The sequence below is a fragment of the Prosthecobacter sp. genome, from assembly GCF_044378005.1.
Classification (GTDB): Bacteria; Verrucomicrobiota; Verrucomicrobiia; order Verrucomicrobiales; family Verrucomicrobiaceae; genus Prosthecobacter.
In genome coordinates this window covers 1-18,902 of record NZ_JBILYB010000118.1, presented here as the reverse complement: position 1 = coordinate 18,902, position 18,902 = coordinate 1, and the positions used below count along the sequence as shown (strand labels likewise).

14 protein-coding genes are annotated in these 18,902 nt (G+C 61.1%); 5 read left to right on the top strand and 9 right to left on the bottom strand.

Annotated elements, in window-relative coordinates; translation table 11 throughout:
• Positions 1-69: 69 nt before the first annotated feature.
• From tgt to AC6FTP_RS19270, 4 genes are all read right to left on the bottom strand, one after another.
• Positions 70-1,812, bottom strand: a complete 1,743-nt coding sequence (gene tgt, locus AC6FTP_RS19285; protein WP_497208542.1) for a tRNA guanosine(34) transglycosylase Tgt — start codon at positions 1,810-1,812, stop codon at positions 70-72.
• Positions 1,813-1,818: 6 nt separating this feature from the next.
• The gene (locus tag AC6FTP_RS19280) at positions 1,819-3,027 is read right to left on the bottom strand and encodes a nucleoside/nucleotide kinase family protein (RefSeq protein ID WP_497208541.1); all 1,209 of its coding nucleotides are present in this window, start codon (positions 3,025-3,027) and stop codon (positions 1,819-1,821) included.
• A 123-nt stretch (positions 3,028-3,150) separates the two neighbouring features.
• Positions 3,151-3,777, bottom strand: coding sequence for a transposase (locus AC6FTP_RS19275; protein ID WP_497208540.1), 627 nt, complete (start codon positions 3,775-3,777; stop codon positions 3,151-3,153).
• Positions 3,778-3,901: 124 nt separating this feature from the next.
• A complete protein-coding gene (locus AC6FTP_RS19270) occupies positions 3,902-8,359 on the bottom strand; it encodes a PVC-type heme-binding CxxCH protein (RefSeq protein WP_497208539.1) in 4,458 nt (1,485 codons plus the stop codon).
• A gap of 120 nt (positions 8,360-8,479) precedes the next feature.
• Here AC6FTP_RS19270 and AC6FTP_RS19265 point away from each other — a divergent pair, with 120 nt between their 5' ends.
• Genes AC6FTP_RS19265 through AC6FTP_RS19255 form a run of 3 tightly spaced genes read left to right on the top strand, consistent with a single transcriptional unit; the run spans position 8,480 to position 11,461 of the window.
• Complete coding sequence (locus tag AC6FTP_RS19265) at positions 8,480-9,316, top strand: AraC family transcriptional regulator (protein ID WP_497208538.1); 837 nt, start codon at positions 8,480-8,482, stop codon at positions 9,314-9,316.
• Between the two features lie 57 nt (positions 9,317-9,373).
• Positions 9,374-9,985 carry an acyloxyacyl hydrolase gene (locus tag AC6FTP_RS19260; RefSeq protein WP_497208537.1) on the top strand — a complete coding sequence of 204 codons (612 nt, stop codon included), beginning with the start codon at positions 9,374-9,376 and terminating at the stop codon, positions 9,983-9,985.
• Between the two features lie 9 nt (positions 9,986-9,994).
• The gene (locus AC6FTP_RS19255) at positions 9,995-11,461 is read left to right on the top strand and encodes a class I adenylate-forming enzyme family protein (protein WP_497208536.1); all 1,467 of its coding nucleotides are present in this window, start codon (positions 9,995-9,997) and stop codon (positions 11,459-11,461) included.
• Between the two features lie 88 nt (positions 11,462-11,549).
• On the opposite strand, the gene AC6FTP_RS19250 is transcribed toward AC6FTP_RS19255, so the two are convergent.
• The 4 genes from AC6FTP_RS19250 to AC6FTP_RS19235 all read right to left on the bottom strand — a co-directional run bounded on the left by AC6FTP_RS19250 (position 11,550) and on the right by AC6FTP_RS19235 (position 16,170).
• Positions 11,550-12,413, bottom strand: a complete 864-nt coding sequence (locus AC6FTP_RS19250; RefSeq protein ID WP_497208535.1) for a sugar phosphate isomerase/epimerase family protein — start codon at positions 12,411-12,413, stop codon at positions 11,550-11,552.
• A 118-nt stretch (positions 12,414-12,531) separates the two neighbouring features.
• Positions 12,532-13,908 (bottom strand): PEP-CTERM sorting domain-containing protein, encoded by a 1,377-nt coding sequence (locus AC6FTP_RS19245; protein ID WP_497208534.1) that lies wholly within the window; start codon positions 13,906-13,908, stop codon positions 12,532-12,534.
• A 69-nt stretch (positions 13,909-13,977) separates the two neighbouring features.
• On the bottom strand, positions 13,978-15,102 hold the full coding sequence (lpxB, locus tag AC6FTP_RS19240) for a lipid-A-disaccharide synthase (protein ID WP_497208533.1): 1,125 nt from the start codon (positions 15,100-15,102) through the stop codon (positions 13,978-13,980).
• 108 nt (positions 15,103-15,210) lie between these two features.
• Positions 15,211-16,170 (bottom strand): Gfo/Idh/MocA family oxidoreductase, encoded by a 960-nt coding sequence (locus tag AC6FTP_RS19235; RefSeq protein ID WP_497208532.1) that lies wholly within the window; start codon positions 16,168-16,170, stop codon positions 15,211-15,213.
• Positions 16,171-16,238: 68 nt separating this feature from the next.
• Here AC6FTP_RS19235 and AC6FTP_RS19230 point away from each other — a divergent pair, with 68 nt between their 5' ends.
• Positions 16,239-17,351, top strand: a complete 1,113-nt coding sequence (locus tag AC6FTP_RS19230; protein WP_497208531.1) for a type IV pilus twitching motility protein PilT — start codon at positions 16,239-16,241, stop codon at positions 17,349-17,351.
• A 119-nt stretch (positions 17,352-17,470) separates the two neighbouring features.
• Here AC6FTP_RS19230 and dusB read toward each other — a convergent pair whose 3' ends face one another.
• Entirely contained in the window at positions 17,471-18,484 is a 1,014-nt protein-coding gene (dusB, locus tag AC6FTP_RS19225; protein WP_497208530.1) for a tRNA dihydrouridine synthase DusB, read from the bottom strand.
• 81 nt (positions 18,485-18,565) lie between these two features.
• Here dusB and AC6FTP_RS19220 point away from each other — a divergent pair, with 81 nt between their 5' ends.
• Complete coding sequence (locus tag AC6FTP_RS19220) at positions 18,566-18,814, top strand: hypothetical protein (RefSeq protein ID WP_497208529.1); 249 nt, start codon at positions 18,566-18,568, stop codon at positions 18,812-18,814.
• Positions 18,815-18,902: the final 88 nt, after the last annotated feature.

Below are 18,902 nucleotides of genomic sequence, written 5' to 3'. Positions count from 1 at the left end.
AGGTGCTTCTGCCATCGGGGGATGTAGAATTACGCGACTCGGAAGCTGAAGTTCATGCCATCGCTGCTTTTAGTGCGTCTGATCTTGTTGGGTCTCTGGGTGATAACGAACCGATGGCTCTGGCTGCCGACCAGACACACGGAGCTCAGATTTCTCGATCCATACCTCTGGAACTCCAGACGCTTTCTTCAGCATCTCCTCCACTGGCCCCAGCATCAGGCTCCAGCTCAAGCCTGTGCGATAGCGTGACTTCCACTCCCCGCGATGCACCAGCGTGTCTGCAGCGCCATGGCGCAGATATTCAAAGTGCCTCTTCTGGCCAAGAGCCAGCCGCAGCGGTGAGAGGTCTTCTGTAAAACTGACGATATGCATCCGCCGCACCGGTCCCTGACCAGCTTCCTCTTCATAAATCTGGATCGCCCCCAGTGCTGCCGCCGCTGCACCGAGACCGATGTCCCACACAATGAGCGGCTGCGCCTCTTCAGGATCAGCCCCATCAGGGAGACGGAGACGACGCGGCAGATGCGCGGACTCCAGCCAGGATGGATTCGTGAGTGATGTCGGGATAACTTCACCCGTCGTGACATGCCGGATGCACGCAGGCTCTCCTTCCGCGAGATGCAGTTCATAGTCACCCACGCGTGCCACGGGCGGCGGTGCTGGGCGTGGATTCATGATGGGGTGATCCATGTCATCCGCCTGCAGGATCTGCCGTTTCTCATGATAAAGCGTCAGGAAGCGATCCTCCAAAATGCTTGCACGGATCTCACGCATCATCTGGTGGTAGAAGTGGATGTTATGCTGCCCCATGAGCTGCCAGCCCAGCGGCTCCTGCGTCTTCGTGAGATGATGCAGATAAGCCCGCGAATACTTCGCACAAACGGGGCACGAGCAGTTCGGGTCCAGTTTGTCCTCGCTGAATTTATACACGCTGCGCCTCAGCTCCACGATCCCGCGTGAGGTGAAGCACGAGCCACGCTTTGCCACCTGCGTGGGGATGATGCAGTCAAACATGTCCACGCCGCGATGCACTGCCTCCAGCACATCCAGCGGCGTGCCGACACCCATCAGATAGCGCGGGCGATCCTCCGGCAGCAGAGCGGCGGTGAGTTCACACACATCTTCACGCTGATGTTTCTCCTCACCCACCGCCAGCCCGCCGATGGCGAATCCATCAAACGACAACTCCACCAGCCCGGCAGCGCTTTCTTTTCTCAAATGCGGATACAACGCGCCCTGAACGATGGCGAACATCGACTGCAGTGAGTCCTTCCGAGCCGCGAGACTGCGAACCGCCCAGCGCTGCGTCACTTGCAGGGCTGCACGCGCCGCCGCCTCATCCGCCGTGCTTGGGATGCATTGATCCAGCACCATCATGATGTCACTGCCGATGGCCATCTGCGTCTGGATGCTCAGCTCCGGGCTCAGCAGGATGCGCTGACCATCCACGTAGCTCTGAAACACCGCCCCTTCTTCCGTCATCGACCGTGAGTGCGGCAAAGAAAAAATCTGATACCCACCCGAGTCCGTGAGCACCGATCCCGGCCACTGCATGAAGCGATGAATGCCGCCCATCTTCCGAAACACCTCAGGCCCGGGGCGTAACAGCAGATGGTAAGTGTTCGCCAGCAGGATCTGTGAGCCTGACTCATGCAGCGTCTCAGGGAGCTGCGCCTTCACCGTCGCCTGCGTGCCCACGGGCATGAAGAGCGGCGTCTGGATCACCCCATGCAGCGTCCTAAACGTCGCCGCACGCGCTCGCGATCCGCTGGCACGGGCTTGAAGCTGGAAATCGAGTCGGGACGGAGGCATGACGGATCAGCCGCGTCGAATCTCTGAACCCTTGAACTGGATGCCGATGCGGAAGACTTTTTTCTTCCGGCATTCGATCTTGCCGGTTTGAAGGTCGAAGCGATCCGGGATTTCGATGACGTGGAGGTCGGTCTTGGCATGGAAGCCGCGCTCGGAGAAAATGTCGATGAGGATGGCGAGGGCTTCGGGGTCGTGGAAGAGCTTGTCCTCGGTGTTGATGTCGGCACGGCCGGAGATGGCGTGGCGCACGATGATCGGCATCATCTTGGACTCGATGAACTCGACGACGGCATCCATCAGCTCGGTCTTCTCGACCTTGTAGGCATCCAGGCGGCGCACGAGGTCCTGCCGCGCGTGGCGGATGATCTCGCTGGCGAGCGGAAGCTTGCGCAGGAGGTCGAAGGTACGCGGATCGAGCTCCAGGGAGCTTTGATACTCCAGCTCTTTGACGATGTTTTCCTGCACCAGCTCCAGCGGCATCTGCGCATTGATGAAGTGGTAGTGGAAGATCTCCTTCAGGGACACGAGCGCATCGTAGGTCTTCTCTTTGAAGACCTTGTAGCGATTCCGCGCCAGCGCGGGGTCGAAGTCAGTGGCACGCTCCTCCCACAGCTCGCCAAGGCCGGAACTGCGCACCTCCGCATTGTGCGCGAGCACTTCCTGGCCGCGCTTGAGCTGTCGCGCGATGCTTTCCGTCTCATCGACAAAGAGCACCATGATGTGGAAGATGGGCTGCTTGAAGTGCGCGGCGTCCGGTGTGTCGAGGAAGTCGCGGCGCAGGCGCACCATCTTGTCGAAGAGCATCTTGAGGCACTCCACCTGCACCTTCGTGCGTGGGAAGCCGTCGAGGATGGCGCCGTTTTGCTGCTCGGGCTCCAGCAGCTTGCGCATGAGGATGCCCACGACCTCGCGATCCCCCACCATGCCGCCGCGTGCCTTGATGGCGCGTGCCTCCGGTGTGTCGAGCAAAGCGCTGACGACGATGGGCTGCGCATCAATGCCGCGCACCTGGCGGATGAAGTCCGTGTTCGTGCCCTTGCCCGCGCCCGGCGCACCGCCGAGCAGAATCAGCTCCTTTGGGAAACGCAGATTCACGCGACCGTAGTCGGCTTCGAGCTGCTTCCAGACATGGTTGAAGATGAGCTGGGCGTCTTTGATCTCCAAGTCGGCTGGCGCGAGAGGCTTGGGGGAGGTTTCGGGCGTTTGGGAAGACATGGGTGGGTTTATTCCAAGGAGCCTGCACATTCAAGGAGCGGGACTTGCCAAGTCCCTGTTTTTGATGAGCGCACTTGGCAAGTGCGGCTCCTTGATTTGGCACTTAGCAAGTGCCTCTCCTTGTCACTGCACCGCCTTCGCGAGATCACTCTCCCAAAGCGTGAACTCAACCGGCTTGAGATGTGCCTTCACGGGATTCCGCCGGATGTATCGAACAACGTTACGCAAATGATCGCCATCTCGAATGAGGCGATCAAAGTAGTCGTGCTGCCAGAACTGGCCTTGAAGCCCGAGTTTCTCATGAATCACACCCGCCGTGCGTCGTTTCCAGGTGAAGAGCACCTTTTCGAGCAGCCATTCTGGATGCAGTATCATGAGCACATGAACGTGGTTCGGCATTATCACATACGAGAGCAGTTCATACCGCTGCTGGTCGAAGTAGGTGAGCGATTCGACAACGGCCTCGCGAAGTTCCGGCTGACGCAGGACACAAGAGCCGTGCCCATCATCCAGCCATTGGTCGATGCGGGCGGAGAAGAGTCTGTGATATTCCGCTTCGACCTCTGGTGACCATGGTTGCGGGTGAAGGTGAAGCCAGCGATCACGTTCCTGTTCTAGATCGTGCAGCATGTCGGCCGGCAACGAATCCGCCATGCGAAAGGTGATGAAGTAAGCTGCTCCCGGCTGCTGCCAGTGCGGCAGGTTGTTCCTCGTGACACGGATGTCTTCGAAGGGATTGAAGAACTTCATCTGGCAAGGCTAAACAAGGAGCGCGTCAAAGCAAGGAGCGGGACTTGCCAAGTCCCGGTTTGGAAAGCGCACTTGGCAAGTGCGGCTCCTTGATGTGGCACTTGGCAAGTGCCTCTCCTTGGGGCTAACCCTTCAGCGTCATCAGGTAGGCCAGCAAGTCGGCCACGCTTTGCTCCGGCAGTGCATCGAGCAATCCTTCTGGCATCAGCGAACGCCGGATGAATTTGGTGCTGCGGATGTCGGCTTTGGGGACGCGGCGGTCGGGGAGGCCGGCTTGGCGGATGACGACGGCGTCTTTGTCTTCGCTGACGAAGAAGGCGTCGATGAGGTCGCCGTGTTTCATTTCGACGCGGTAGATGCGGTAGCCGGGCTCCATCGCGGCGTTGGGCGTGAGGATGTTGCGCAACACGGCCTCCAGACCCATCGCGCCCGCGCCGGAGAGGTTGGGGCCGATTTGACCGCCCGCACTGCCGATCTGATGGCAGGCCATGCAGAGGGCGCTGAGGGCTTTTCCGTTCGCTGCATTGCCTTTCGGGGCCAAGGCGGTGAATTTGGCGAATTTGGTGTCGAGGGCCTTCGCGGCTTCTTCGGTGAGCAGCGGCGGGGTATCGATGGTTTTGGCGATGCGGGCACCTTTGCCGAGTTTTTCACCGGCTTTGAGATAGGTCGTATAGGTCTTATCCGGCCTATATGACCTATCAAAGCCGTTCCGAATCTCCTGAGCGCTCCGCGCCACCTTCCACACCCGAAACTCCATCATCGCGCCTTCGGTGCCTTTTTTGGGGCCACTCCAGGCGATCTGGCAGTTTTCCCATTTCGCGGGCGCGGGCTTGGTGCCGGTGGCGTCGAGTTCGCCGTTTTGGTAGATGCGGATGAGGCCTTGGGCATCGCGGGTGATGGCGAGGTGGGTCCAGAGATCGGGTGTCATGGGTTTGGTGGCCACGCAGACATCGTGCAGCTCGGAGCCGGCATAGACTCGGAATTTTCCGCCGAAGAAGTTCATGTCCACGCCGCCCTTCATACCGAGGAGGCTGTCTTCATTGCTGATGCCGGGCGCGAGCCGCACCCAGGCCTCGACGGTGAAGGGGCCGTCGAGCGTGATCTTGGAATCGACCCACGCGGTGTCCTGGCCGTCGAGCAGCAAGACCTCGCGGAAGATGCCGCCGAGCTGCTGCTGGAGATTCGTGATGGCGGGATCATCGCCGAGCACGGTGGCGAGTCGCTCGACGGTGGGGCCGTCGAGGTCGGCTTGGGGGAGTGTTTTGTCGAGCAAGGCGGTGACGATGGTCTTCGCGCCGGCTTTGCTGCTGGAGAGCGCGTTCAGGGCGCTGCGGCGCTGCGGCGGTTGAAGTGAAGGATAGAGCGCGAGGAGCTTCGTGGCGGCATCCGGCGAGCGTGAAGCGGCGAGGGCTTCGAGCGCGGCATCGCGTGTGAGAGGATCGGGATCGGATTTCGCGAGGGAGGCAAAGAGATCGGCTTCGGCGCTGCGGAGGTCGCGGAGGGTGGTGAGGATCAAGGAGCGGGAGTTGCCAACTCCCGCCGGGACTGGGCCAGTCCCGCTCCTTGCCAAGGCGACGAGATCGCTCTCCAAGCTCGTGAGCTGGAAGCTGCTGATGAGCTGGAAAGCGAGCGCTGGCGACTTTTGAAGCATCGTCTTCGCGGTTTCCGTCAGCAGCGGCGCGATCTGCTTCGCATCAAGCTTCGTGCGCTGGGTGAGCAGCTTCTCAGCGACGGCGGCGCGGGATTTTTCGTTCGTGAGGAGGGCTTGGAGAGCCTCGCCGACACCGGCTTCGGCGGGGAACTGGGCGAGGCGGAGGAGTTCTTCGTCATTCGGGGCGCGGTCGAGCTGCGGGAGCAGTTTGGCGACGCGGGAGGCGCTGGCTTTCGGCTCCAACGCGAGCGAGGCGAGCACGCGGGCCTCCACGGGTAGCTTCGCGGCGGCTTCGGAGTCGAGGAACTTCGCGACGAGGTCGGGATGACGCTCCAGGAACATGCGGACGAGGAAGCGCTCGAACTCGCGGTCGTAGGCCTCACGCACGGGGAGCTGCTTGGCACCGCGAGAGGAGGCGATGGTGGGGCCGTTGGGGAGGCTGGGTCTGGCGAAGGCGAGGAGTGTCGAGAGAGCTTTATATGCCTGGTCATTTCCAATCGTGAAACGCTCTCCCAAAGTCTGGGCAAGGACACGACGAGGACCACTGTGTTGATCCATGACAATGTCTTGAAACTCATCGGCGAGTTCGTGTGACGACAATTCAAATAGTGGGACTAGCGCCTGGCGAATCAATGGATCCGGATCTTTGCCTACTACCTTGAAAGTCTCATAGTCTAATCGATTGGGTTCGAATGGTCGATGAGCAGCCCATAAGCTTTGTATCCGCCGAGCTGAACCCGCCTGCTTGTTTAGTTGAATGGATTTGAGAAGTGCAGGATCGACCTGTTCATGTCGGTCGTTCAGCGTTTGCCACGCGAGATGCGCCTTAGCCACAGGCTCTGTGCCAAGCATCGCGACGAGTTCCTCGGTGCTGAGCTTGGTGTAGTCTGGAATGGCTTGAGGAGCGCGGACCTCCGAGTCCGCAGCGGGTAGAGCGCTGGCAACGCCTACTTTTGATGAAGCGACCTCGTTCGGAGTGTTCGGCGGCGTTGGGTGCTGGCGAAGTGCTGCGGACTCGGAGGTCCGCGCTCCGGTTGGCTTTACCCTCCAAATACGTCCCCGCGTCTTGTCACGGTCTGGATGCGCACGTGGCACTTCGTTGTGGGAGATGATCTTGTTGTACCAATCGACGATGTAAATGCAGCCGTCGGGGCCGTTGGTGAGGGCGACGGGGCGGAAGAAGGGATCGTCGCAGGTGATGAGGTCGGGTAGCTGGGCGAGCTTCCAATACGCGCCGTCGCGATGCATGGCGATGATTTGGATCTTGGAGGTGATGGGATTGGCGACGGCCATGGTGTGCGCGGCCTCTTTGTCTTTGAGCGAACCACTTTCGATCAACGCCAGTCCGCTCAAGCCCGTGCCGCCCATGCGGAACTCGGCCTGAGGCGGGAAATCGGGCTGGTAGCTCTTCTTCAATGCCTCCATGCCGCCGGGGTAGTAGGCGTATTCGTGGAAGGGCATGACGGGGTAGCCGTAGTCGTTGGCTTCCTGGATGAAGGTCTCGCCTTCGCCGGTGATGACGAGGCCCCAGATGTTGTTCGGGCCGGTGCTGATGACTTCAAATTCGCTGCCATCCGGCCTCATGCGGGCCATGCTGCACTTCGGCCAATCGACGACGACGTCGCTGCCAGGTTTGTGGACTTTGCTGTTGTTGAAGAGGCCCTGCGCCATCCAGATCCAGCCGCCGGGTGCCCGCGTGAACTGATGCGGAAACAAATGCGAGTCCTGCACGCCGAAGCCGGTGAGCACGACATCAAAGGTGTCCGCTTTGCCGTCGCCGTTGGTGTCTTTGTAGAGCTTTAAATCGTGGCCATGCTGGACGTAGCAGGTATCGCCCGCGCCCCAAGGCAGGATGCCGAGCGGAATGGCGAGGCCGTCGGCGAAGACGGTTCCGTTTGTGAGTCCACCCGCGGGAATCTTCGCGTTCAAAGACTCCCGCGGATAGACGAGCACCTTGTCCTTGCCCTTGCCCGCATACACGGCCTCAGCGGCAGCGGGGTTTTCATTTGAATCGACAGGATACTCCAGCGCGGTCTGCGTCCACAGGCGGCCGCGTTGATCGAAATAAACGCTGACGAATTTGCCGAGGCCTTCGCTCTCCTGCACGACGAGCTCGATTTCGTAGCCTTCGGGCAGGTGGAAGAGCTTTTGCTGCTCTTCGGCGGTTTTGGAGGTGCCTTGGACATCGTTGTAGCTGATGTCGCGCTTTGGCTTCGCGGCATCCGCCTGCGGTTTCGGCGGCAGTTTGGCCTTCATGCCTTCGATGCCGCCGATGCTCTGCCAAGTGGGCGCACCGGGCGTCGCGGGCAGTTCTTCAATCGTGACCTCTTTGACCTGCACGAGGCAAACGCCGCCGCTGTGGACCTGCGGGGCGATGTGGCCGTCGAGGGCGATGTTCGGGTCGGTCTCGGTGTAGTCCATGCAGTGGACGCCGTTGATCCAGGTCTGGATGCGCGGGCCTTCGGCGCGGATGCGGTATTCGTTCCAGCCGAAGACGTCGATGGCCTTGTCGAGTGCGGCCTGCTGCTCAGGCGTGGGTGCCCAGATGACCTTGTTGCGGCGATGCTCGTCGTAGATCTTGCCGAACCAGCCCGCGCCGCAATCCACCTGATAGCCGCTCATGGCGCTGCCCTCGCGCACGGAGCGGATCTGGATGCCGCTGTTGAGCATGCCAGTCTTCGGATCGCCGCTGACTTTGATTTTGAGCTTCAGCTCGAAGTTCATGTATGACTTCTTCGTGCTGATGAAGTCGTTCTTTTTGATCTTCTCCGTCGTGGAGCCGCCGGTGATGACGCCATCCTCGACACGCCACATGGCGGGATCATAATCCCAGCCGTCGAGCGTTTTGCCGTCGAATAGAGACACGGGCTCGGCGTGGCAGAGAGCGGAGAGCAGAGAGCAGAGAGCCAGAAGAGAGAGTGGTCGGCGCATGGTCGGGAGAATACGAGATGAAGGCGACAGGCTAGCAGGCCGCCATGCACGGTGTCATGCCTGAAATGCACCTGCGCGTGACAGAAGCTGGATCGGCAGGTTTAATGAGGGGCGATGATTTTGAATACTGACCTCCAAGAAACCACCCTCGACGGCCCGAAGACGCGGCGCTGGGTGGTGGAGGCGGCGGCTTGTGCGGAGATGGGGAAGCACCGCATCGCGCGGCTGGGGATGGATGAGGCGCTGCCGCCTTACCGACGGGTGCGGATGAAGCCGGAAGGGAGCTTTGTTTTGGCCTGCGTGAGTGGTTCGGGCGAGATCCTGCTGGACGGGAAGTGGCTGCGGGTGAAGCCCGGCATGGTCTGTCTGGCTCCGCCGCGTGTCCTGAATGCCTTTTATGCCACGGGCAAGGAGCGCTGGTGCTTCGCCTGGATTCGCTACGAGGAGCCGCCCTTTGTCACGCCTGTCGTCGGGGCGGCATCGCCGGTGATGCCGACGGCTCAGGCGGATGAGATCGTGCGGCTAATCGCCGGACTGCGTGCCGAGTGGGAGGGCGAGCGCGAACAGCGGCTGCTGCATCATTGGCTGGAGCTGCTTCATGCCACGATCCGCCGCATCGCCCAGCCGTGGCGGAGTCAGGAGCCGCGTGTGGCTCGGCTGTGGGCGGACGTGGAGCAGGATCTGATGCGCGACTGGACGCTCGCCGAGCTGGCGCATCGCTGCCATTGTAGCCCCGAGCATCTGCGGCGGCTGTGTTTGAAAGAACTGGGCCGCAGCCCGATGCAGCACCTCACCTGCCTCCGCATGGAAAGAGCCCGCCAACTCCTCGAAGCGAGTGATGACAAACTCGAAGTCGTGGCCGCAAGCGTGGGCTACGCGAATGGCGCGATCTTTTCCCGAGTCTTCCGGCGCTGGGTCGGCGTGGCTCCGGGGGAGTATCGGGGGCGGGGAACTTGATGGGAAAGCTTGGCTCAGAGGTTGCAAGAGCATGGGCAGCGTGGCTTCATGCGGGGCATGAAACTCCTACCACACACTCTCTGCGCCTGCGTGCTTGCCCTCGCGGCTGTCGTTTCCGCCAAAGATGCCCCTACTGATGTGCTGCCCGCCACGGTGAAACCTTGGGACCAGCATTATGTGGATTTTGAAGTGGGCTACCTTTGGAAGGTGGGCGGTGATACGCCACTCGATTACGGCATGGTGCCGGTGATGCTGACCTGGCGCTCGCCGGAAGTGCTGGGGCTGGACTTTGCCAATGGCTCGAAAGTCATCGTGCGCAATCGCCTCACGCTCCTCGGTCAGTGGGTGGAGACGGGTCCTGAGAACCATTACTTCGGCCTCATGGGCGCGCCTTCCATCGAATGGTGGAATGCAGCGGGCACTTGGTCTGTCTATGCAGGCATCGGCGGTGGTGCGGGCTGGCTTGATTCGCAAGGAGTCGTCGGTGGGCAGGGGCAGGACTTCACGCTGAACTGGTTCGCCAATGCCGGCATCGCCCATGCGATCAATGAAACGACGCAGATCCGCGTGGGCACGATGTTTCAGCATCTGTCGAACGGCGGTGCCACGGATCCCAATCCGGGTGTGAATTCGCTCGGCGTCACCATCGGTCTTTCCTGGGGTTTCTGATCTGTGTCTATGTTCAGCATTGTTGAGGCCATCCGTGAGCGTGCGCAGCCTGAGGCCACTGCGCTGGTGCAAAAAGATCGTTCGTTGTCTTATCGTGAGTTGTTCGAGCGCTGCGATGCCATCGCGGCGGTGATCCGCCCACATCTCGTCGCTGAGCCGGGGCGTGTGGATCGGCTGCGCATCGGGGTGCATTTCCCGAGCTGCCTCGACTATGTGCCGCTCGCGCTTGCGACTCTGGCTGCGGGAGCCTGCTTCGTGCCGATCCCCGATGAGCTGGCTGAAGAGGAAAAGCGTGAACTGCTGACGCGCACGGCGCTGGATCTGGTGCTCGTCATCGAATCTGCTGCGGCCTGGCTGCCTGCAAATGTCACGCGTGTTGGCACTCTGGAGGTGAATGCACAGCCAGTGGTGATCGCCCGAGTGCCGTCCACGACGGAGGCTGGCTTTCCTCGCGATGCTTTTGAGGCGCTGAATCCCGCCTTCATCCGCTTCAGCTCGGGCACCACGGGAAAATCCAAAGGCGTGCTGCTCTCCCACGAATCTCTTTTGCAGCGCATCACCGCAGCGAATGAAGGCCTGCGCATCGGCCCGGGGGATCGCATCCTCTGGGTGCTGCCGATGGCGCATCACTTCGCCGTTTCCATCGTGCTGTATCTCTACCACGGAGCCACGACGATCATTGAGGAGACGCATCTCGGCGAAGATCTGCTCCGCGCCGGTGCCGAACAAAAAGCGACCGTCATGTATGGCAGCCCGGTGCATTACCGGCAGCTCGTTGAAGCCCCCGATGTGAGCCAGTGGACGACGCTTCGTCTCGCTATGGCGACTGCTGCCGCCCTGGATGCAGCCACGGCAGAGAAATTCCGCGTGCGCTTCGGCATCGATCTCGTGCAGGGGCTCGGCATCATCGAACTCGGCCTGCCCGTGCTGAATCTCGCCGGTGCGGTGGGAGCTCCGGAAGCCATCGGCCTGCCGCTGCCTGCCTACGAGTGTCTGCTGAAGGATGATGCTGGCCAGGAACCCGCCACGGGTGAACCCGGTGAGATCTGCCTGCGCGGTCCGGGCATGTTTGATGCCTATCTTGATCCCTGGCTGCCGCGTGCGCAGGTCGTCGATGACGCGGGTTGGTTTGCCACAGGCGACCTGGGCAAGCGCGATGCTGCCGGGCGCGTTTTCATCTGCGGGCGCAAGAAGACGCTGATCAATGTCGGCGGCATGAAGGTCTTCCCCGAGGAGGTGGAGGCCATCCTGGATTCGCATCCGAAAGTGCAGCGTTCCATCGTGGAAGCCCGGCTGCATCCGCTCTACGGCGAGGTTCCCGTGGCCCGCTACATTGCCAGCGCTGAAGGCGCACCGACGGCGATGGAGTTGCGCAATCACCTGCGCGCTCATTTGGCAGGCTACAAGATCCCACTCATGTTCAATGCTGTCCCCGAACTGCCTCTGACGGCGAGCGGGAAGCTGAAGCGTGCGTAGTAAGTTCATCCCTTCTCCTTCAAAACGACAAACCCTGCGGTGATGAGCCGCAGGGTTTGTTGTTTGAGAGAATTTCAGCGCGCTACGATCAGGCCACGATGGGGTGCAGGTTGGCCTTGCACCACTCGCCGTTCTGCTTGGTCACGCCATCGGGATCTTCCACGGCGATGTGGGCTTCATCTTCGCAGATGATCCAGCCGGAGTAATTGCGGGCGACGAGCCATTCGGTGATTTTATGGAAGTCGAGTTTGCCCGTGCCCATCTGCGCCCAAGGCTCGGCTCCGTTGCCGGAGTAGTCCTTGTAATGGATGTGGTTCACGAGGTGCTGCCACTTGTTCAGCGTGGCGATGACGTCCATGCCGCCGCGGATGATGTGGCCCACGTCGGGCGTCCAGCCGGTGACCTTCGGGTCGAGGCTGCTGAGGACGACGTCGTAGTCTTCCTGAGTGCGGACGAGGGAGGCTGGCGGGCTGTTCGGGTGGTAGGAGCAGACGAGGCCGGCATCATGAGCACGCTGGGAGACCGCGTTGACGTTCTTGGCGATGTTTAGGCGGCGCTTCTGGAGGTCGTTCTTGCGGCCACTTGGAAGAGTCACCGTGCCGAGCATGGAGCCGGGGAAATGCTTGAGGAGATCGATGGTGAAGTCAGCAGCTTCGCGCTCATTCGGAGCTTCGGTCTCGCCATCCCAGGCGCAGACGAGCGCCAAGCCGGCGAGCTTCATATTGTACTGCTGGAGGGTGTCCTTGAGCTTGATGGGATCGCAGAAGTCACCGAGCCAGTATTTGCAGCAGCCGAGTGCGCTCTGGGAGATCTCGAGCACCATGGGCTCGATGCCTGTGAAGCCGGCCTCGGAGGCCACTTTGATCATGTGATCGAGTTTGTTATCATAGCCCTTGCCCGTGCCCTGCATGAACCAGGTATAGACTTCGGAACCGAATTGGATTTTGCCCATGTTGTCGATGTTCGTTGGTGGTTTGGTGTGTGAGAAAATCGCGCCCGTGAACGAGCGCGCATCTATTTGAGACGACACCGTGCTTTGTGTCCAGCCTCGAAGTTCAATCGTGTGAACTTCAACGGCGGCGACGCCGAAGGCTCATGATGCCGGCGATGCCCAGGAGCAGCGCCCCAGCAGGCTCAGGTACAGCAGCGAACTGGCTGCTCATCACCGCATCGGCGATCAAGGCCCCTGCCGCAGCACCGTCATCAGCGGCTTTCTGGAAATTGGTGCCACCATAGACGACGCTGCCAGCCGCCTGATCCGCGGCTTCATTGAGACTGTTAAAGTTGAAGGTGAAGTCGGCCAGGCCGTCTCCATCCGTATCGCTACCCAGGGTAAACGTGTAAGTCGCCGGGTTGACGTAATCATCCAAGATGCCTTTGGCCGCCGTCGCCAGGATGGCCTGCTCGGCGAAGTAGGAGGGCATGTCTGGCGAGTTGAGCAGGGGAGACCAGGCACCATCGGGGGCGGTGGCCGCGTTGCCATCCGCGCCACCATTTGCGATCGCCGTCACCGGGCTCCAGAAGTCCGTCTCATACTTCGTGTCCATGAGGACGATGCTGGCATCTGCGAGCGTGACATTCAGCGCGGCGTAGAGGCGGGCACTTTGCTCCAATGAGAGCGACTGCGAACTGACAATCCCTGCCGCCACCTGATTCCAGAGGCCAACATTCGTCGTCGTGCCTGTGGCACCTTCCCAGAAAAGGGCGGCCTCGGTTTGCTCAGTGGTGCGTGCGCCACCGGGGTTCGCGCTGGAGCCGAGAGTTTTTACCGCATTGTAGTCCGCCGCGTAGGCACCCGTGGCCATGTAGTCGGGGTTTGACATCCCGAGCGTGCCATTGAACGCCGTCGTGCCAGAGATGGCGAAAGTGTTCACGCTGCCCCAGCCTGGGATGACCGCATCATTCACCGAAGTCGGAGCCCAGTAACCCGCACTGCCCACGGGGTTGTAGATGCCTGCATTGTTGGCATCGCTGGCACCATCTGTGGCGCGCCAGTTCAGGATGTCCTGAGCCACGAGCGTGCCGAAGTTGATGCCATCCAGCCGCGCCTGATCATCCGGCAGGGCGGTGAGCTGGTTCGAGTAGAGGGTGGAAAAGGTGCCCGACATGCTGCCGTAGAGGTCGGCCAGCACGGTGTAGGCCGCTGCCGAGACCGCAGCCTCTATGTAAGCCCCGCTAACCGCTGTGCCGCTGGGGCCGCTGTAGCTGCCCTGCGTGTAGAGATTGTAGTTCCCGGCGATGCCCTCGACGGCGTTGTAGATCGCCGTATTCAGCATCGCCATGCTGCGGGCGACCTCGGGGGAGAGCTGGTCGGAATTGCGCGCAGCAGTCAGCGCATACTCATTCCAGTCGCTGATCATGTCCGCCCGCAAAGCGCTCACGCTGCCTGCCAGGAGGAGCACTCCTGCGGCAAGGGAACGGATCGTCGATGAACGGAAAAGGAGCATAGTCAGGGCAAATTTTCGCCCAACCAGCCTAAATCATCAAGTTTTATTATAATTTCTATAAACTGACCATCACAAGCCGACTTGCCGCCCCACCTCAACTGCCGCGCGCCGGTAGGCCCCTCCCTCACCTAACATCGCCACCACTTCGGCGAGGTCCCGCTCCAGGCTGGCGCGACGTTCGTGATCCGTCAGCAGGCTCACCATTTCCGCCCCGAGCGTGTCTCCCGTCAGTTCCGTTTGGACGAGTTCCCGCACCACATCCCGCTTCGCCAGGATGTTCACGATGCCGATCTTCTCGATCTTCACCACCAGCTTCGCCGCGACATACGTCAGGGCATTCACCTGATAGACCAGCGCATACGGCAGGCCAAAGCAGGCCGCCTCCAGCGTGGCGGTGCCACTGGCCACCGCGCCCGTCTGGCAGCGCTGCATCAGATCATAGACCGTGCCCACCTCGATCCAGCCTTTCGCCTCCGGCAAGCCGGCGGCATCAGCCATCTCACGCATCGTCTGGGCGAGCTGCTCATTCGCCGCCGAGACGGCAAAACGCGCCGTCGGTACCTGGAGCCGGATCGCCAGCGAGGCCTGGAGCATCACGGGGAAGAGACGCTTCACCTCGTTCAGCCGACTGCCGGGGAACCAACCCACGAGGCCCGTCTCCCGCTTCCAGTCCCGATGCAGCGTATGCACGCGATCCACCATCGGGTGCCCGCCGAAGACCGTCGGCAGACCGCTCTTTTCATAAAACTCCTTCTCGAAGGGGAAGATGCAGATCATGAGGTCCAGCACCTTCGCCATCGTCTTCACGCGCCCTTTCTTCCAGGCCCAGACCTGTGGGCTGATGTAATAAATCAGCTTCCCTGTGTAGCCGCCCAGGCGCAGCGCCTTCGCCAGCCGGAGATTGAATCCTGGGTAGTCCACGAGCACCACCGCATCGGGCCGCTCGCGCAAAATCTGCTCCACAGAAGCAGTCATCTTGCCTTTGAAATAGGAGTACATCTTTAGCACCTCCCACAGGCCCACCACCCCCGCCTTCTCCACCCAGTCCTCGATCCCCTGCCCTGCGGCCTCACGCATCTGGCGACCGCCGAGTCCCGTGAATTTCACCTCCGGCCACATCGCCAGCAGCTCGCGGATCAGCCCAGCGGCATGGGTGTCCCCGCTGATTTCGCCGGCGATGAGGTGGAGATGCATGAGGGAGGTTGACGGTTGTTTACAGTGGTTGACGATGGTTGACGGTTGTTCTCCAAGCCACTGTAAAAAACAGTCAACAACCGTAAACCACCGTCAACGGCTCGGCCTTCATCCCGCCAGCGCGGCGTTCTTCTCGATCTGATCCGTGATCTCTAGGGCGATGCGCACTGCCTCGGCACCTTCCTGGCCGGTGACGACAGGACGTTTGCCAAGTCGGGCGCACTCGACAAAGGCGGCGATCTCCAGCTTCAGTGGCTCGTCTTTCTCCACCTCCACCGCCTCGCGGATGATCTGCATCCCGTCCTTCCGGTAGATCCAGCCGCTCTGCTCCTGGTAGTCGAGGCTCAGATAGCTGTCCTGCTGGAAGACGCGGATCTTCCGCATCTTCTCGGGGCTGATGCGGCTCGCGGTGATGTTGGCGATGCAGCCGTTGGCGAACTTCAAACGCGCGTTGGCGATGTCCTCGCGGTTCGTCAGCACATTGATCCCCACGGCGTCGATCTGCACCAGCGGGCTCTTCACGAGGTGCAGCACGATCTCGATGTCGTGGATCATCACGTCCAGCACCACGCCGATGTCCATGCTGCGGTTCGGGAAAGGCGAAAGCCGGTGCGCCTCAATGAAGCGCGGCTGGTTCATCCGCTCTTCGAGCTGACGCAAAACCGGGTTGAAGCGCTCGATGTGCCCCACCTGGAGAATCACGTTCTTTTCCTGCGCCAGAGCGATCATCGCCTGCGCCTCCGCATAGCTCTCCGAGATCGGTTTCTCCACCAGCACATGCACACCGGCATTCATCAGCGGCTCCGCGATGGGGCGATGGTAGATCGTCGGCACCGCCACCGTCGCCGCATCCACTCGTGAGGCAAAGTCCGTCACATCACTCGCCGCCTGCGTACCATACTGCGCGGCAAACTCCGCCGCTCTCGCCGGATCAGCATCATACACCGCTGCAAACGTGATCGCCCCGCCGCTCTTCGCCGCGATCTCGGCCATGATACGGGCGTGATTCTTGCCGATGGCTCCGACACCGGCCACGCCGATACGGAAAGGAGAAGGTTGAGTTTCCATGTGGGGTCTTGTTTAAAGAAGCCCGCGCCCCGTGGCAAAGGGAAACTGCTCTTCCGCGCCATCCCCCCGTGATCAATCTCAAGATCACCCTCGACAAATCTCCGCGCTCCCGCTTTCATCCGCGCTCCATGCCGCTCTCCCTCGATGATATTCTCAATGCCGCCGACGAACACAAAGCCAGCGATGTCTTCCTGATGGAGGGTGAGATCCCTCGCATGAAGATCAACGGACAGCTCATGCTCTTCGGTGACGAGCCCATGCTGCTCAATCAAATGGTCGGCCTCTGGCAGGCCTGCGGTGCCAGCCCCGATGGCGAGACAGACAAAGACTCCGGACTCGTCTCCACCAGCCACACCCGCTACCGCGTCAATCTCCACAAAGCCATCGGCCGACTCGGCGTCGTCATGCGCCGCATCCGCACCGATCTCCCCGTGCTCGGCAATCTCGGCGTGCCCGACTGGCTCCTCACCAAATGGGCCATGAAATCACGCGGCCTCATCCTCATCACCGGCCCCACCGGCATGGGAAAAAGCACCACCATGGCCGGACTCCTCCAGTGGATGAATGAAACCTGCGCCCGCCACATCGTCACCATTGAGGACCCCATCGAGTTCATGTATCCGAATAAGTCCAGCATGTTCACCCAGCGTGAAGTCGGGCGTGACACCGCCACCTACGCCCGTGGCGTCCGTGCCGCCATGCGTCAGGCCCCCGACGTCATCATGGTCGGCGAGATCCGCGATCTCGAGACCGCCCTCACCACCCTCCAGGCCAGCGAGACCGGCCACCTCGTGCTCGCCTCCATCCACAGCGACAGCGCTGTCGATGCCGTGGACCGCCTCGCCCATCTCTTCCCGCCCGAGCAGTCCGCCCTCGGCCTCCACCTTCTCTCCCAGCAGCTCATCGGCGCCCTTTGTCAAAAGCTCCTCCCCCGCACCGACGGAGCCATGCACCTTCTCGTCGAGTATCTCGAAAACGGCGGTGCCGTGAAGCAATGGATCGCCAAGCAGGACATCGACAACATCCGCAACTACATGCAGCGCGGCAACGACCCCAACTGCTGCACCTTCCTCACGAACATCGTCCGCGCCTACGAAGCCGGCCTCATCTCCGAAGCCGAAGCCATCGGAGCCTGCGGCAACGAAGTCGAGTTCAAACGCGCCGCGCGTGGCATCTCGTGAAGTGGCACATCAGATAGCCGCCCCCCGCCGGGCAGGGAGCGCGGGCTGTCTCGAGTTTTGTTCGCCGTGCGTGTCGGGCCTAGTACAGATGATTCCCGTGACGGATCACCTTCGCCCAACTACCTGGCATCCTCGGCGATGTTTTCGTAGGCCAGGGTGTCCTGGCGCACGAGGAACTCGGCCATGATGTCCTCCAGCTCCATGAGGCTGGAGATGTGGCTGAACCTGCTGCGCAGGAATTTGCCACCTGGCAGGCTCTTGGTGTAGTTCATGAGCCGCGTGCGCATGGAGCGCATGACTTCAAACTCGCCGCCGCGTGTGCTGCGTGCCATGGCCATGGTGCAATGACGGCGCATGAGATCAAAGCGCTGCTCCACGGTGGCGGACGGCAGATGCTGGCCGGTGAGCAGGTAGTGCTTCGCTTCACGGAAGACCCAGGGATTGGTCATGGCTGCGCGGCCGATCATGACTCCACGGACGTTGGTCTGCGCGCGCCGCACTTCGACATCGGCACCGGAACTGAGGTCGCCATTGCCGATGATGGGAATTTTCACCGCGTCGGCGACCTGCGCAATGACCTCCCAGTCGGCATGGCCGCTGTAACCCTGCGCTTTGGTGCGCCCATGCACGGAGATGGCCTGGATGCCGCAGTCTTCGAGGATTCTGGCGACTTCGACGGCATTGATGCTCTGTGCATCCCAGCCGATGCGCATCTTGGCGGTGACGGGGATGGACACGGCTTTGACGATGCCTGTGGCGACGCTGGCGAGGAGGGGGCAGTTCCGCAGGAGGGAGGAGCCGCCGTTTTTGGAGACGACTTTGTTGACGGGGCAGCCGAAGTTGATGTCGATGAAGTCGGGTTGCTTCCAGTCGATGATCTTGCGCGCCGCCTCGCCCATGCGTTCGCCATCCGAGCCGAAGAGCTGCACGCCGAGCGGACGCTGCGAATCATCGAAGTCGGTGTAGTGCCGCGTGCGGTCGTCGCGCTGGAGGATGCCCTCGGCGGAAACAAACTCCGTGACCATGACATCGGCGCCCAGTTCTTTGCAGATGGTGCGAAACACGACATCCGTGACCCCGGCCATGGGGGCCAGGTAGAGCGGGAAGGATTCGTGATTCAGCCAAGGGAGCATGGTGGCAATCTAGCGAGGGACTAAGTCTGGGCAAGGTTCGTGCTTGTTGAACCCAGCAGTTCAGGTGCAATACTAAGATCAATGTCAGACATTCCCACATCACCCGCTTCCGATGAATCCGACACCCTCAAAACGGTGGAGAGTCATGGATCGGATCAGGTGAATCCCAGCTCGCAGGAGCGAACCATCGAATCTGACACCCGCCATGAAGTCAGTGAGGTGAAGCCATCTTCAGAGCAGACTTTGGCAGGCATCAAACTGGAAGATCTCCCCCTGATCAGTGGCGCGGAGCCTAGGCGGTGTTTGAAAACCCTCAACAACCGTATCTGAGCCAGTCGATGATGGAGGCGAATTGAATGAGGGAGAGGAAGTGAAGGGCAAGCTTGTCGCGCCTTGTGCTTGAGCAGGCCCAACGTTT

Coding starts and splice junctions, on each gene's coding strand:
- tgt (WP_497208542.1), bottom strand. CDS start 1,812: ATGCCTCCGTCCCGACTCGATTTCCAGCTTCAAGCCCGTGCCAGCGGA.
- AC6FTP_RS19280 (WP_497208541.1), bottom strand. CDS start 3,027: ATGTCTTCCCAAACGCCCGAAACCTCCCCCAAGCCTCTCGCGCCAGCC.
- AC6FTP_RS19275 (WP_497208540.1), bottom strand. CDS start 3,777: ATGAAGTTCTTCAATCCCTTCGAAGACATCCGTGTCACGAGGAACAAC.
- AC6FTP_RS19270 (WP_497208539.1), bottom strand. CDS start 8,359: ATGCGCCGACCACTCTCTCTTCTGGCTCTCTGCTCTCTGCTCTCCGCT.
- AC6FTP_RS19260 (WP_497208537.1), top strand. CDS start 9,374: ATGAAACTCCTACCACACACTCTCTGCGCCTGCGTGCTTGCCCTCGCG.
- AC6FTP_RS19255 (WP_497208536.1), top strand. CDS start 9,995: ATGTTCAGCATTGTTGAGGCCATCCGTGAGCGTGCGCAGCCTGAGGCC.
- AC6FTP_RS19250 (WP_497208535.1), bottom strand. CDS start 12,413: ATGGGCAAAATCCAATTCGGTTCCGAAGTCTATACCTGGTTCATGCAG.
- AC6FTP_RS19245 (WP_497208534.1), bottom strand. CDS start 13,908: ATGCTCCTTTTCCGTTCATCGACGATCCGTTCCCTTGCCGCAGGAGTG.
- lpxB (WP_497208533.1), bottom strand. CDS start 15,102: ATGCATCTCCACCTCATCGCCGGCGAAATCAGCGGGGACACCCATGCC.
- AC6FTP_RS19235 (WP_497208532.1), bottom strand. CDS start 16,170: ATGGAAACTCAACCTTCTCCTTTCCGTATCGGCGTGGCCGGTGTCGGA.
- dusB (WP_497208530.1), bottom strand. CDS start 18,484: ATGCTCCCTTGGCTGAATCACGAATCCTTCCCGCTCTACCTGGCCCCC.
- AC6FTP_RS19220 (WP_497208529.1), top strand. CDS start 18,566: ATGTCAGACATTCCCACATCACCCGCTTCCGATGAATCCGACACCCTC.